Here is a 16,023-nt window from a genome sequence, read left to right on the forward strand (position 1 = left end):
TAAAAAAGATAACCAACTCTAGTAGGTCGCTCGAATAAAAATATAAATTTTGCTACCAAAGCTAAAGTAAAGCTTTAAAGGTAGCTGCAACTTACATTTTTTATTCTTCGCTAACTGATTTTCGTTATGTTATAATATTTAAGTTATTTTAAATTTTATTACATAGGGGGTGTAATTTTGGTAATACGTTTTAATTTGATAGTTTTACTATGTTTTTTATGGGCTTATGTGTTTTTTAGAAGTCTTTTATGTTTTATAAATAGTAAAAGTTTTAATTTTAAAAATGAAGGCATTAATATTGGCTTATATATGTCTATAGTTGCAGTAGTTGCTATGACATTATTTCCAATTAGATTAGACCTTCCTTTTTCTAAGTTTGAGATTTTTAATTTAATACCTTTAAAAGTTCCTATAAGTACATACTTAACTCGTGGCTTAATGTACTTCTTATATCAAAATGTAGGAAATCTACTTTTATTTATGCCATTTGGTTTCTTTGCTTGTGCAAAAACTAACTGTAATATTAAAAAGGTCGTTTTTGCTAGTTTAGCATTAACTTTATTTATAGAATTTACTCAAGGATTTATTCCTTATAGATTTTGTGAAATAGATGATGTTTGGTTAAATACTTTAGGCGGATTTTTAGGGTCTTATGTGTATATTAAATTTATAAACTATATTAGAAATTTAAAAAAAGATGACCAATCTTAGTCGGGCGATTGAACACAAATATAAGTTTTGCTACCAAAGCTACAGTAAAGCTTTAAAGGTATCTACAACTTATATTTGTATTCTTCGCTAACTATTTAGTCATCTCTTTTTTATTGTTTAAATTATTTATATCCTACACTTTTCCTTAGAATATCCATTAGGATTATTTTTGTGCCAATTCCAAGCATCCTCTATTATCTTTTCTAAAGAATCAAACTTAGGATTCCATTTAAGTATATCTTTAGCTTTTTCACTAGAAGCAATAAGAACAGCTGGATCTCCACCTCTTCTTTCTTCCTCTTTTGCAGGTATATTAAAATCAGTTACCTTTCTAGCTATATCTATAACTTCTTTAACTGAATATCCATTACCATTTCCTAAGTTGAAAATATCACTTTTATTTCCTTTTCTTAAATACTCTAATGCTTTATAATGTGCATCTGCTAAATCCATAACATGAATATAATCTCTTATGCATGTACCATCTTTTGTATCGTAATCATTTCCAAATACGCTTATATGTTCTCTTTTACCTAAAGGAACTTGAAGTATTAATGGTATTAAATGAGTTTCTGTTTTATGATCTTCACCTATACTTCCATCAAAATATGCTCCTGCTGCATTAAAATATCTTAATGATACATACTTAGTTTTATAAGCATTATCAAACCATTTCATCATTTTTTCCATTGCTAACTTTGTTTCCCCATAAGTGTTCGTTGGATTTGTTTCATCAGATTCCATTATAGGTATGTTTTTAGGTTCTCCATATGTAGCTGCTGTTGATGAAAAAACAATTTTATCAACATTATTTTCTTTCATAACATCTAATAAGCACATCATTCCATATACATTATTGTGATAATACTCATATGGTTTTTTCATACTTTCTCCAACTAATGAGTTAGCTGCAAAATGTATAACAGCTTCTATGTTATTTTCTTTAAATACTTTATCTAAACTTTCTTTATCTCTTATATCACAGTTATAAAACTTATCAGTTGATAAAGCACCTTTATGACCTGTCAATAAATTATCTACTACTATTACGTCTTCATTTTGTTCAATAAAATATTTAGTTGTATGACTTCCTATGTATCCTGCTCCCCCAATTATAAGAATGCTCATCTCTTTTCCTCCTAATGTACATTAGCTTATAATAAAAATATAAGTTTTACTACTATCTTTAAAAGTAGGTAAAACTTATATTTTTGCTAACTAGTTTTAGTATCTTATTTTAATTTTAATATATCTGCTTATATCCTTATATATTTTTTTTTATTTATAGGGTTTTAAATAAAAATTTATTAAATTATCCTTTAGTTACTGCTACTTCATCTAATATTTCAGACTCCACAACTTCGTCTTTATTGTTTATTTTACTTTTCAAAAACTCCATAAACTCATTCCCTAAACCTTCTCTTTTTAATGCAAAGTCAATAGTTGCTTCTAAGAAACCTAGCTTATCTCCTACATCATACCTTCTTCCCTCGAAATTATATGCATATATAGCTTCGTGTTCTCCTAAAGTTTTTAAAGCATCTGTTAATTGTATTTCTCCACCTTTTCCTGGAGCTTGATTTTCAAGTATTTCAAATATAGCAGGAGTTATTATATATCTTCCTAGTATAGCGATATTTGATGGTGCTTCTTCTACTTTTGGTTTTTCAACCATATCTTTTACTTTATAAACTCTATCTTCTATAAATTTTGCATCTAGTATTCCATACTTATCTGTATCTTCTTTTGACACCTCTTGAACACCTAGTATAGATGTATTGTACTCATCATACGCATTTATAAGCTGGGCTAAACAAGGAACTTCATTATCTACTATATCATCTCCTAATAAAACTGCAAATGGCTCATCTCCTACGAAGCTCTTTGCACAATATATAGCATGTCCAAGTCCTTTAGGTTCTTTTTGACGTATGAAATGTATATCTACCATATTAGATATTTCTTTTACCATTTCAAGTATCTCCATTTTTCCCTTTTGTTCAAGTTCTATCTCTAACTCAACAGATCGGTCAAAATGATCTTCTATACTTTTTTTACTTCTACCAGTAACTACAAGTATTTCTTCTATACCTGAATTTACTGCTTCTTCTATTATGTATTGTAAAGTTGGCTTATCAACTATAGGTAGCATTTCTTTTGGCTGAGACTTTGTTGCAGGTAGAAACCTTGTACCAAGCCCAGCTGCTGGTATAATGGCTTTTCTTACTCTTTTTTTCATTCTATCCTCCATCGTAATATTTAAAAATAACTAAAGATGTTAATCTTTAGTTATTTATTAATACTATTTTATAAATATTTTCATTAATCTCTGTTGAATAAATCTCTTGTATAAACTTTTTCTTCTACATCAAATAATTCTTTAGATATTCTATTTGAAACTATAACATCACATATTGATTTAAATTCATCTAAATGTTTAATTACTTTTGAATTAAAAAAGTTGTCTTCTTTTAATGCCGGCTCATAAACTACTACTTCTATCCCTTTAGCTTTTATTCTCTTCATTATTCCTTGAATAGATGATGCTCTAAAATTATCAGAGTTAGTTTTCATTGTTAATCTATATATTCCTACAACTTTAGGATTTCTTTTTATTATCTGATCTGCTATATGATCTTTTCTAGTTCTATTTGCATCAACTATAGCTCCTATTATATTGTTAGGTACATCTTCATAGTTAGCTCTTAATTGTTTTGTATCCTTTGGTAAACAATATCCTCCATATCCAAATGAAGGATTGTTATAGTGATTGCCGATTCTTGGATCTAATCCAACCCCTTCTATAATTTGCTTTGTATTCAATCCTCTAAGTTCTGCATATGTATCCAACTCATTAAAATATGCTACTCTAAGAGCTAAATATGTATTAGAAAATAACTTAACAGCTTCAGCTTCAGTTGAATTAGTAAATAATACAGGTATATCTTCTTTCTTTACACCTTCTAATAAAAGTTCAGCAAATTTTTCTGCTCGTTCTGATTGTTCTCCTACTATTATTCTAGAAGGGTATAAATTGTCATATAAGGCCTTTCCCTCTCTTAAAAACTCTGGAGAAAATATTATGTTGTCTGTATCAAACATTTCTTTTACTCTTTCTGTGTACCCAACAGGCACAGTTGATTTTATTACCATTATTGCATCAGGGTTTATAGCTAACACGTTAGCTATAACGGCTTCAACTGTTCTTGTATTAAAATAGTTTTTTTCTGGATCATAATTAGTTGGAGTTGCTATTATTACATAGTCTACGTTTTCATATGCTTTATATGCGTCAGTTGTAGCTTTTAATTTTAATTTTTTAGTGGACAAATACTCTTCAATCTCTACATCTACTATCGGAGACTTTTTGTTGTTTATCATGTCGACCTTCTCTTTGATTATATCTACTGCTATTACTTCGTTATTTTGTGATAATAATATAGCATTAGATAATCCAACGTAACCTGTTCCTGCTACTGCTATTTTCATTGTCATTTCCCCCAATTAAATCATTTATATTTCTACGTTATAGAATTCCTTATACCAATTTGCAAATTGCTCTAGCCCTGATTCTATGCTAGTTCTTGGTTTGAATCCTATAGCTTCTTCTAAATCTGAAGTGTCCGCATAAGTTTTCTGAACATCTCCTGGTTGCATTTCCATATAATTTTTAATTGCTTTTTTTCCTATTTTATCTTCTAACACAGATATAAATGTCTCTAACTGTACTGGTTGATTATTACCTATATTATATATTTTGTATGGAGCAAAGCTTTCACTTAGCTTATCCATAGTTTCATCCCACTCTGGATTAGCCTTTGGTGCTAACGGTAATAATCTATATATACCTTCTACTATATCATCTATGTACGTAAAATCTCTTTCCATTTTTCCATGATTGAACACATTTATAGGCTTGTCCTTAAGTATTGCATCTGTAAATGAAAAGTATGCCATATCCGGTCTTCCCCAAGGCCCATATACTGTAAAAAATCTAAGCCCTGTTGTTGGTATCTTATATAAATGACTGTATGTATGTGCCATTAATTCATTTGATTTTTTCGTAGCAGCATATAAGCTTACCGGATGATCAACTTGATGTTCTGTAGAAAATGGAGCTACTTTATTACCTCCATATACAGAACTTGAAGAAGCATATAACAAATGTTTAACTGGATAATTTCTACATGCTTCTAATATATTTACAAATCCTATTAAGTTCGAATCAACATAAGCATATGGATTTTCTATTGAATACCTCACTCCAGCTTGAGCTGCTAAATTTACTACATATTGAAACTTATATTTTTCAAATAATCTTTCAATTTTTTCTTTTTCTTGCAAATCAATCTTAAAAAATTCATAATTGTCATATTCCTTGAGTAACTTTAATCTATTTTTTTTTATTGATATATCATAATAATCGTTCATATTATCTATTCCAACTACTTTGTATCCTCTTTTAATTAAATTTTTAATTAGATGATATCCTATAAATCCACTTGATCCTGTCACTAATATTGTTTCTTTCATATGCTAAACCACACTTTCTAAAAATTTAATACTAAATTCTAATAAATATAAAACTATTTTTTATTTAGTCTTCCTTAAGTAAGTAATTTCTTCTATAAATGCTTTCATTGAATTTGTGTAATTTCTATAGTCAAAACTTTCCTTTGCAATTTTTTTCGATAAACTTCTCATCGCTAAATTTTTATCTAATTGCTCATCTATAATTTGTTTTAATGTCCTTTTTACAGATTCCACAGAACATTTTTCTATAATTACACCACTTTTTTCATTTTTAACATACATACCTATATCACTAGTTAAATTCGATATAACTGGTGTTCCACACGCTAAGCTTTCTGCAACTTTAGTTGGAAATCCTGCATTAGCATATCTTTTATTCGGTCTTAAAAGTATTGTGAAATTAGAATTAGTTACAAATTTACTGACATCTTCTTGATTCACTTTACCTAAAATTTCTATAAAGTCGTCACTATTTTGTAATAGGTATTTCTTTTTCCCTAATAACTTTTCAATATGTTCTCGGTTAGGTCCTATAATTTGTAATTTTATAGAACTTCTTAGATATGAGTCTTCTGCAATTGCAATTATGACTTTATCTATGTAGTCTTTTTTCTTTGCCGGAAAACCTGCATATGTTATAATAATTTTTTCACTTAAATTTTTATACTCTTTATTATATTTTTCTATATCTAGAATAGTAGGTATTCTAATAGTTTTCGTTCCACAATTTCTATAGTATTTACTCAAATATTCACTTATTGCAATTATTCCATCTGACTTTTTATAAAGATAATGCATAGCTATTCTATTATCCCAATAAAATGGTCCTACTGGACCTAATGCTAATTGTTTTGCGTCATACCATTCTCCGATTTCAACAACTAATGGTATATTATATTTATTTAATATCCTTTTTACAGGTAAGAATAAATGAGAAAATCCTGACCCCAAAACAACAACTTCCGGCTTTCTTTTATCCAAATATTTCAATAAAAGTTCTTCAAGCTTTCTATGTGAATAAAACGTATTTTTAAAATTAGCCTTGATTCCTGAAGTTATTGGTGCAAAGTGTATAAGTTCAATTTTTTGTGCTCTTATATACTCATATAATGACTTATCACCTTCTTGACTAATTACAGTTACACGATAATTTAAATGTTGAAACATTTTACAAAAATATAAAACCCTTGTAGCGTATGCTGTATTATTTGGAAACGTATTATTTGCTATATATATAATATCTTTTTTCATTTTTTTCATTCCTTTTGTAAAATTGTAATTGTAAGTTATAGTTCATGCTCCTTTTTATATTTAGTCATCGTCCTTAAAGTTCAATCTATTATTAAATATTAGCCACAGTAAAAAAATTACAATTGTAGCCATTGCATCTCCTCTTGTGTGAAATAATTGATTGTTAGTTACTATGTATACATATTGTATATTTAATAGAGTCAAAAGTACTATTGATATTGGATTTTTATATAAAACAACTTGTTTCCAGCATCTCATATATATATACCCTATAATTCCCATATATACTAAAGCTCCTATAAATGTCATATCTGATGCTAACCATGGAAAAATAGTATGCCAATCTCCAAATGCATCTATCCCGTAATAATTTTGCATTCTAATTAGATAGGTATCATTCATGACATTGGGTATTCCTGGTATAATTTGATCTAACATACTTTTTATTCCTAATGCACTTCCTAGCCCATACGTCCACTTAAAAGGTAGTTGAAGACAAAGAGATAGTCCATAGTATCCCATAGTTGGGTATACTAAAAAAGATCCAACTTGTAGCCGCAAGCTCTCTGGTATTATTAATAGTAAAGGATGGTTTAGATTTAAAGTTGCTCCATTACTCCCAACTGTTTTAAAACTAGATCCCCAATATTCTTTTCTCCCAGCTATTATAAATGAAAACATAAAAAAAGCTATCATAACTACAATAAATAATGTAACAATTGTTTTAATTTTAAATTTTTCTTTGTTTTTTATAATACCTTTTACAATAAAAATACTGCAAAAATAAATTATTGTATCTCCTATAATTTTTTGAATCCCTAAATAAAATATATTATATATTATAGTTAGTAAAATGTTTATAATTAATATTAATCTAGATTTGAATTTTAATTTTTCCCATATGAAAAATCCAATAACTGTAGTACTTATATATAAAAAAGTCATAAAAGTATCCATTTGTCTAAAAAAATTAGAATCAGCTAGTTCACCTGCATTCATCCTTGTATATGACATAGCCATACTTTCCATTAAATTGCCAATTTCTATACTTCCATACTTTTTTATACAACTTAATATTAGTAGACTCTTTATGACAAAAACTATGTATATCAATCTTCTAGTGTATTTTACGACCAGTCTATTAACATTCTCATTATTGTTTAATTGCTTTGGCTTATAAGCAGATCCAATTAACATTCCAATCCATGTTATAAATAAGAAACAAATGATATATGTGCTAACTAAAAGTTTATTGAATCCTGGATATTCCCATGGTCCCCATAAACAAAGAGCTAAAGTTAACAATACATAAGTTGAAATACCTACAAACGGAACCCATCTATAACTTACCGTAATGTGTTTTTTTTTTCTTTTAATATATATGCTCATTTTAAAGTCCTCTTTTGCTATTTATTCCATACAGTCTTATTTACAATATGAGTATAACTTTGAATTAACTTTATAACCTTCACTGATACATTTCTATCTATATAATCCTGCGGCATTACTACTTCTTCATTGTTTTTTTTCATAGCTACTGCAAGTTTCATAGCTCTCTCTACATCTTCACCTTTTATTCCACCTATAACAACAGTCCCTTTGTCTAATACCTCTGGTCTTTCAGTTGATGTCCTTATAAGCACTCCTGGGAAGTTTAACATTGCACTTTCTTCTGATAAAGTACCACTATCTGAAAGAACACAGAAACTGTTCATTTGAAGATGGTTATAATCCATAAAGCCAAATGGCTTTAAACTTTGTACTAATGGATGGAATTTAAACTCTCTTTGATCTATAAACTTCTTACTTCTTGGATGAGTAGAGTATATAACAGGCATCTGATATTTTTCAGCTATATTATTTATAGAGTTCATTAAATCCATAAAATTTTCTTCATTATCTATATTTTCTTCTCTGTGAGCAGAAACTAATATATACTTATCTTTTTCAAGGTTTAATCTTTCTAATACATCACTTTTTTCTATCTTATGCATATGTGCTTGTAATACTTCTTGCATAGGTGATCCTGTTACAAATATTGTTTTTCCATCTATACCTTCAGATATTAAATATCTTCTTGAATGCTCTGTATATGGTAAATTTATATCTGATATATGATCTACTATCTTTCTATTTATCATCTCAGATACATTCCAGTCCCAACATCTATTTCCAGCTTCCATATGGAATATTGGACACTTAAGTCTTTTAGCTGATATTGCTGACATTGCAGAGTTTGTATCTCCTAATACTAAAAGTGCATCTGGTTGTTCTTTTTGTATTACTTCATAAGATTTAGCTATTATATTACCCATAGTTTCACCTAAGTGACCCCCTACTGAATCTAAGTAATAGTCTGGCTCTCTTAGTTCTAAATCTTCAAAGAACACTTGATTTAGAGTATAATCCCAATTTTGACCTGTATGTACTAATACATGGTCAAAATATTGATCGCATTTTTTTATTGTTTCTGAAAGTCTTATTATTTCTGGTCTAGTACCAACTATAGTCATTAACTTTAATTTTTTCATTATTTATTCACCTCTAAGAAATACGTATCTGGTTTTTCTGGATTAAACATTTCATTTGACCAGAAAAGAGTTATAACTTCGTCTTGTCCTATATTTTCTATTGAATGAGTATATCCTGGGGGTATGTCAAGCACTTGTGGTTTTTCACCATCTACTATATACTCTATAACTTTTTCTCCATCTATTTTTCTAAATCTTATATTAGCTTGTCCTTGTATAACCATGAACTTCTCTGTCTTAGTATGGTGCCAATGGTTACCCCTAGTTATTCCAGGGTGTGTTTTAGACACAAACATCTGCCCAAACTGTTCAGATTTAACAAGTTCAGCTAACCATCCTCTGTTATCTTCTTTCTTATCTAAGAAATATGAAAAATCATCTTCTTCTAAATATGTTAAATATGTTGAGTATAAAGCCTTATTAAAACCATCACTTAAATCAGGTATTAATAAACTCTTTCTCATATTTCTAAACATCTTCAATGAATCTACTATATTTCCTAATGTTCTTTTATAAACAGTAGTTACTTCATAGTAATATTTATCTATTTGTACACAGTTTGATCCTGTTGTTGTAAGAGCAACTTCTTCATTAATTTCATTTAGATTGAGCATATTCCAACCTTCTATACACTCTACAATTGATTCAACAACATCATCAATATAAACTAAGCTTAATTCTATCGATGGGTCGTTTACCCATACATCTAAATCATGTGCTATATTGTAGCAAAATGTAGTTACTGCTGAATTGTAGTTAGGTTTACACCACTTACCAAATAAGTTTGGTAGTCTAAATATATATACCTTGGCATTACATTCATCACTATATTTAATCAATTCATCTTCTGACTGTTTCTTACTTTTACCATAATCATTATCAATTTCTGCATGAGTTGATGATGTTATCAGTATAGGTGTATTTTTATTTTCATTTTTTAGGAAACTTACTATTTTCTCAGTTAACCCTCCATTACCTTCATAAAACTCTGAAGTTTCTTTAGGTCTATTTACACCAGCTAAGTGAACTATAAAATCAGCTTTTAATGTAGCTTGTCTCAATTCTTCTTCACTGTTTTGTCTATCTATTGTAATTACTTCATACTTTTTAGCTTCATTTAAAGCAACAACTGTGTTTTTACCTACGAATCCATTTGATCCTGTTACTAATATTTTTTTCATTTTAATCACTTCCCACTATTAGAAATATATTATTTGGTCATTGCAACTTCACTAAGTCTTCTTTCTTCTTCAAAATTAGCTAACTCTTCTTTTATATAATCCAATTTCAATAGTAACTCTTTCATTTCTTGAACATTTAGTCTATGTGTGTTGTGTGAGTGGTAATCATCTAATATAGATACATTTTCTTTTCCATCACTAAAATAATTGTCATAATTTAAATCTCTATTGTCTGAATATATTCTGAAGTAGTCTCCGCAATCCTCAGATTTTCCTAACTCTTCTCTTGTTGCTAATGTTTCATATAATTTTTCACCATGTCTAGTTCCAATTATTTTAATTCCTGTTTCTTCTGATCCAAATAATTCTTTCATGGCTTGTGCTAAACACTCTATTGTTGCTGCTGGAGCTTTTTGTATGAATAAATCTCCCTGTCTTCCGTTCTCAAATGCATATAAAACTAACTCAACTGCATCAGGTAAACTCATCATAAATCTTGTCATATTAGGATCTGTTACTGTTATATCTTCGCATCTTCTCATTTGATCTATAAATAAAGGTATTACTGATCCTCTAGATGCCATAACATTTCCATATCTTGTTACAGTTATAAGCGTATCTTTTGGATCAACTTGTCTAGCTTTTGCTATCGCGACTTTCTCCATCATAGCTTTAGATATCCCCATAGCATTAATTGGATACGCAGCTTTATCTGTACTTAAGCATACAACTCTTTTGACCTTATTATGTATACATGCATTTAATACATTTTCAGTTCCTACTACATTAGTCTGTACAGCTTGCATTGGGTAAAATTCGCAAGATGGAACTTGCTTTAATGCTGCTGCATGGAATACATAATCAACACCTTTTAATGCATAGTCTATGCTATTGTAATCTCTTACGTCTCCTATATAAAACTTTAACTTATCATTCCTATAAGTTCTCCTCATATCTTCTTGTTTCTTTTCATCTCTGCTGAATATTCGTATTTCTTTTATATCTGTATCTAAAAACCTATCTAATACAGCATTCCCAAAAGATCCAGTACCTCCAGTTATCAAAAGTATTTTATTTTTAAACATAATTACGTAGCCTCTACTTTCTATTTTTATTAACAATCCTATAAACTTATTATAAATTTAAGAATTTATTATTGTATCATTCCATAAGTTTAAAATATTAGTTAAATTTAAGTTTTTCATTGAACTATATGCATTTTCTCCTAAACTTAATCTCAAGTTTTTATTTAATATAAGCCTTTCAATTGCATTTTCTAAATCTTTCTCCGATTTTATCGGTACTAATAATCCATTTTTTTCATCTATAATAATTTCATTCGATCCTGCACAATTGGTAGATATACACGGGATTCCCATTGCCATCGCTTCTAAAAGCGCATTTGAAAGTCCCTCATAGTTAGATGATAGTACAAATACTTCTGCATCTACTATATTTTCATGAATATTCTTCTTATTTCCAGGAAAAATTACACAGTTTTCAAGATTTAAATTCTTAACTTTTTTAATTAACTTACTTTTCAAGCTTCCCTCTCCAAATATATAAAGTTTATATTCTGGATATTTTAGACTTAAATTTTTGAATACATCTATTAGTAACGAATGATTTTTTTGTTCTTCTAATCTTCCTACTGCAACTATTTTTTTACTATCACTTTCTATGTGCCTTACCTTAACCGAAACCGGATTAGGAATTATAATACTATTTTTTTGTATACATTTTGGAAAACAAGACTTAGCCCACTCAGTTTGAAAAATAACTTTATTGGCAAAATTATACATCACATAAGTTGAAATTTTCACAAAAAAGCTTCTTCCATCTGATTTCGGGTCGTTTCTTTCTGAAACTATAATCGGCTTTTTTAATCCTAAGCATGAAATTAATGTTATAACATTTATTCTAGCTATAAATGAAACGATAAAATCAGGATTACTATCTTTTACATGTCTCCTTATACTAAAAATCCAATTCGGTAATTGTATAAATTTAGATTTTCCTAATTTAAAAATTGGTTTTAAATTTATTCTACTATCAAGGTCGTAATCATTACTATCATCAAGCAAAGTTATAATATCTACATCCCATCCACTTTTAGCATAATTATTTGCTAAAATAGATATTACTCGCTCTGCCCCACCCCTTCTCATGCTTCCTATTATAAACATTATTCTTTTATTATCATAATCCATTTATTTTTCATCCTTTGTGGTAAAATTTCCATTTTTCATAATATAACTTTCGTATAGCTTGCTCATTTCACACTGTATATTTTGCAATGAATATCTTAGAATTAAGTTTTCGTTAGCTTTACTAAATTTTTTTCTATTATCATTAGATTCATATAAATTATAGATTTTATCCGCTAAATCTGATTTTGATGTTAATGAAACTACATACCCATTTTCCCCATCATTTATTAAATCTCTATTTCCCCTGCAATTGGTAACTACCATTGGAAGCCCGCTAGCCATTCCTTCCATTACATTGACAGGTAACCCCTCTTGCCTTGAGGTAGATACTCCTATATCAGACAAAGCCATTAGCTCTGAAATATCATTTCTATACCCTAAAAATTCAACAAATTGTTCTACCCCTAACTCAATTGATTTTTTCTCATACTGCTCTCTTAGTATACCAGTCCCTATTAATAATAATTTTATATTTGGTATTTTATCTTTAAGCATAGCGATAGCTTCTATAATCATAATTTGATTTTTTCTGTAGCTAAGTTCTCCTACATATATTAATATAAAACTTTTTTCAGAAAAACCATGCTTCTTTCTTAGCAGTAGTTTTTCTGAAATAGGTATATTTTTAAATCTATTCAAATCAATTCCCACTCCATGAACATGATGTACATTTTTTATTTTTAGCTTTTCTTTGCTTGATTTATAATCCTCCTCATTTATAGCTATAATTCCATCCGTGTATCGTCCTAAAAATTTTTCAAAATTATAATACATTATCCAATTTTTCTTTGGAGCTCCCTGAAAAAAGTGTAGCCCATGAGCTGTATATATAACTTTTGTTCCTCGTTTTCTTGTTTCTTTTGCAGCTAATCTAGTAATAGCACCTCCAGACGGAGATTGGCAGTGAATTAATTCAAACTTTTCTTCTTCAAATAATCTTTTTAATTGCTTTAGAGCTTTTAAATTTTGCATACTAAATGGATTTCTATCAAAATCTATTTGATGTTTTACTATATTAGAACATTCAAAATGATCAATTTCACTTTGAAAATTAGCAGCTATATGAACTTCATATCCTTTATCTAGTAAAACCTTATAGTCACTTTGTCCAAAAATTCTAAAATGTCTGCCTAAATGAGCCGTAACTAAAACTTTTGACATAATATGCTCCTTTCTAATTTATCTTTATATTAATTTCTTTTTTTACTTTTTCACACAAGTTAATCGCCTCTGTAGATGTATCTGCTTGACAAATAACATACCCAATTCTATCGCTACTACTTTTGACTTCAGTTATGTTGTCTCCTATTTTCTTTGTGAATACTATATCTACTACTCCTGGCTGTGTAATAACATCATCTAAATTTTCTATGTTTTTCAAAATCCCAGGCTCAGATTCAAAGTATCTTATAGCAGACCCATTATCTTTCTTTTCATTTATCTCTATTTCATGCCCTAGTGCTAATTTTATACAACATTCTACCATATTTATTCCAGTTGATAACGGAACTAAATCTGTAGTTATATTATCTCCCCCAAGTCTAGCTCCAACTTCAATAATTTTTGGTCCATCTTTAGTTATTTTTATCTCTGTATGAGCTGGACCAATATTTATTCCTAGTGCCTTTATAGCTCCAATTGTAATTTCTTTTATTTGTAGCTGCGTTTTTTCATCAAGAATACTAGGTATTGAATGTCCTAATTCTACAAAATAAGGTGCTCCTGTTGTACTTTTATCTGTTATTGATATAATTTCTGTTCTTCCATTAAGCGTTAGACTCTCTACACTTACCTCTGCACCTTCTATATATTCTTCTACTAATATTTCGCCTGTTGATGAGTACTTTGAACTATAGTTGTAAGCATCTATTGCTTCGCATCTATCTTTCACTAAAAATATACCTCTACTTCCAGAGTTATCTGCTGGTTTTACAATAAACATTTCACTCATTTGATCTGTATATTCTAAGTAACTATCTTTATTGTTAATTACCTTAAATCTTGGAATTGGAATTTTATTATATTCTAAGCATTCTCTCATTCTTGCCTTATTTGTAACTTTTATAGATGTGCTTTCTGATATAGTGTTTAATCCTAACTCCTTTCCAACCCTAGCTACAGTTATCATAGGTTTATCTGATGCAATAGTTATTATGGCATCTGGTTTTATCTTTCTAGATATGCGTAATACTTCCTCTACATCATTTGTACTAATAGTATAGCTTTCATCTGCGTATTTAAATCCCGCAGCATTTTCGTCCATATCTATAGATATTACATGTAGTCCCATTTCTTTTGCTTTTTTAATTGCAGGTATCTGCAATAAACTTGCTCCAAGAATAATAATTTTTTTTTTCATAGTTTACATCCTTATTTCATTTGTATTTTCACTATCTTTTTTTATATCCTCTTCTAAAACCGACATTATTAATTTATCATGGTATCTTCCATTTCTATAAAAACTCTCTCTTAGAACCCCTTCTAATTTAAATCCCGATTTTTTATATGATTCTAAAGCTCTTTTGTTGTAATCAAATACATACAAGTACACTCTATGTAAATTCATATCATTTATGCAAAATTCAATTAAATTATCTGTTGCATCGGTTCCATAACCTTTACCCCAATAATTTAAATCTCCTATGTATATGTACATTTCTGCATTTCTGCTTATTAAATCTACATTTTTGAGCCCTATAATCCCAATCATGTTGGATGTTTCCTTACACTCTATTCCAAAAATTTTATTTATTGGATCTAAAATCTTACTTTCAAACCATTTTTCATGCTCTATTTCTGAAACTGGAAATATACTTCCTGTTAAGTTTTTAATTTGAGGATTGTTTACCCAGTTTAGCACACTTTTCATATCCGATCTATTTAGTGCTCTTAAAACTACCTTACTACCTAATATCAATTCTAATCTCTCCTAATATTTTTTTTAGTCTACTGATTTTTTTTTATTATTGAATTCATTTAAATCTATCTCTAAATCATTTATTGTATAATATCCATTGTTATTTATATTTTTTTTAAATATGACACTAGTGAATGTCTTTATTAAAATTTTTATATCTAGAGCTATACTATATTTTTCAACATAAAAAACATCATTATTAAATTTCTCTTCCGCTATAATTGAGTTTCTATAATAAGCTTGGCTATATCCTGTTATACCTGGCTTCATATTCAATTTTTTTAGCTGGTTATTGGTATATTTATCTAATTGTTCTGGTAAATCAGGTCTCGGTCCTATAAAGCTCATCTCACCTTTTGCTATATTAAATAATTGCATTAATTCATCTAAACTAGTCTTTCTTAATAATTTTCCTACCTTTGTAACTCTACAATCATTATCACTATTAAATGTAGATCCATCTTTATTTCTTATATCAGGAGCATCTACATACATAGTCCTAAATTTATATATTTTGAAAAGATCTCCATCTTTCCCCAATCTTCTTTGTTTAAATATAATAGGCCCTCTACTATCAACTTTTATAGCTAACGATATAATCAATAGTATTGGAGACAACAAGACTATTAATATAATCGCAAAAAATCTATCTAAAATATTTTTAATTAGCATTAATATCCTCCACATAA

General features: G+C 28.7%; 15 protein-coding genes. 1 reads left to right on the plus strand and 14 read right to left on the minus strand.

Annotated elements, in window-relative coordinates; genetic code table 11:
- The first annotated feature begins 177 nt into the window (after nucleotides 1–177).
- Entirely contained in the window at nucleotides 178–711 is a 534-nt protein-coding gene (locus GFJ41_RS12915) for a VanZ family protein (protein ID WP_170075512.1), read from the plus strand.
- 126 nt (nucleotides 712–837) lie between these two features.
- Here GFJ41_RS12915 and galE read toward each other — a convergent pair whose 3' ends face one another.
- The 14 genes from galE to GFJ41_RS12985 all read right to left on the minus strand — a co-directional run bounded on the left by galE (nucleotide 838) and on the right by GFJ41_RS12985 (nucleotide 16,006).
- A complete protein-coding gene (gene galE, locus GFJ41_RS12920; protein ID WP_170075513.1) occupies nucleotides 838–1,839 on the minus strand; it encodes a UDP-glucose 4-epimerase GalE in 1,002 nt (333 codons plus the stop codon).
- A 184-nt stretch (nucleotides 1,840–2,023) separates the two neighbouring features.
- Nucleotides 2,024–2,950 carry a UTP--glucose-1-phosphate uridylyltransferase GalU gene (gene galU, locus GFJ41_RS12925; protein WP_170075514.1) on the minus strand — a complete coding sequence of 309 codons (927 nt, stop codon included), beginning with the start codon at nucleotides 2,948–2,950 and terminating at the stop codon, nucleotides 2,024–2,026.
- Nucleotides 2,951–3,033: 83 nt separating this feature from the next.
- On the minus strand, nucleotides 3,034–4,200 hold the full coding sequence (locus tag GFJ41_RS12930; RefSeq protein ID WP_170075515.1) for a nucleotide sugar dehydrogenase: 1,167 nt from the start codon (nucleotides 4,198–4,200) through the stop codon (nucleotides 3,034–3,036).
- Nucleotides 4,201–4,224: 24 nt separating this feature from the next.
- Nucleotides 4,225–5,244, minus strand: a complete 1,020-nt coding sequence (locus tag GFJ41_RS12935) for an NAD-dependent epimerase (RefSeq protein ID WP_170075516.1) — start codon at nucleotides 5,242–5,244, stop codon at nucleotides 4,225–4,227.
- Between the two features lie 60 nt (nucleotides 5,245–5,304).
- Nucleotides 5,305–6,504 (minus strand): glycosyltransferase, encoded by a 1,200-nt coding sequence (locus GFJ41_RS12940; protein ID WP_170075517.1) that lies wholly within the window; start codon nucleotides 6,502–6,504, stop codon nucleotides 5,305–5,307.
- A 51-nt stretch (nucleotides 6,505–6,555) separates the two neighbouring features.
- Nucleotides 6,556–7,884 (minus strand): hypothetical protein, encoded by a 1,329-nt coding sequence (locus GFJ41_RS12945; protein WP_170075518.1) that lies wholly within the window; start codon nucleotides 7,882–7,884, stop codon nucleotides 6,556–6,558.
- A 17-nt stretch (nucleotides 7,885–7,901) separates the two neighbouring features.
- Entirely contained in the window at nucleotides 7,902–9,026 is a 1,125-nt protein-coding gene (gene wecB, locus GFJ41_RS12950) for a non-hydrolyzing UDP-N-acetylglucosamine 2-epimerase (RefSeq protein WP_170075519.1), read from the minus strand.
- Nucleotides 9,026–10,207, minus strand: a complete 1,182-nt coding sequence (locus GFJ41_RS12955) for a polysaccharide biosynthesis C-terminal domain-containing protein (RefSeq protein WP_170075520.1) — start codon at nucleotides 10,205–10,207, stop codon at nucleotides 9,026–9,028. Before GFJ41_RS12955 ends, wecB begins: the two co-directional genes overlap by 1 nt.
- Nucleotides 10,208–10,236: 29 nt before the next feature.
- Entirely contained in the window at nucleotides 10,237–11,292 is a 1,056-nt protein-coding gene (locus tag GFJ41_RS12960; protein WP_170075521.1) for a polysaccharide biosynthesis protein, read from the minus strand.
- Between the two features lie 57 nt (nucleotides 11,293–11,349).
- Complete coding sequence (locus GFJ41_RS12965; protein WP_170075522.1) at nucleotides 11,350–12,417, minus strand: glycosyltransferase family 4 protein; 1,068 nt, start codon at nucleotides 12,415–12,417, stop codon at nucleotides 11,350–11,352.
- Nucleotides 12,418–13,578 carry a glycosyltransferase family 4 protein gene (locus tag GFJ41_RS12970; RefSeq protein ID WP_170075523.1) on the minus strand — a complete coding sequence of 387 codons (1,161 nt, stop codon included), beginning with the start codon at nucleotides 13,576–13,578 and terminating at the stop codon, nucleotides 12,418–12,420. It lies immediately after the preceding gene.
- Between the two features lie 13 nt (nucleotides 13,579–13,591).
- Entirely contained in the window at nucleotides 13,592–14,776 is a 1,185-nt protein-coding gene (locus GFJ41_RS12975) for an ATP-grasp domain-containing protein (protein ID WP_206001557.1), read from the minus strand.
- A 3-nt stretch (nucleotides 14,777–14,779) separates the two neighbouring features.
- Entirely contained in the window at nucleotides 14,780–15,334 is a 555-nt protein-coding gene (locus tag GFJ41_RS12980; RefSeq protein WP_170075524.1) for a GNAT family N-acetyltransferase, read from the minus strand.
- 24 nt (nucleotides 15,335–15,358) lie between these two features.
- A complete protein-coding gene (locus GFJ41_RS12985; RefSeq protein ID WP_226890260.1) occupies nucleotides 15,359–16,006 on the minus strand; it encodes a sugar transferase in 648 nt (215 codons plus the stop codon).
- Nucleotides 16,007–16,023 lie beyond the last annotated feature (17 nt).

Source organism: Paraclostridium dentum, from assembly GCF_012922555.1.
GTDB classification, from domain to species: Bacteria; Bacillota; Clostridia; order Peptostreptococcales; family Peptostreptococcaceae; genus Paraclostridium; species Paraclostridium dentum.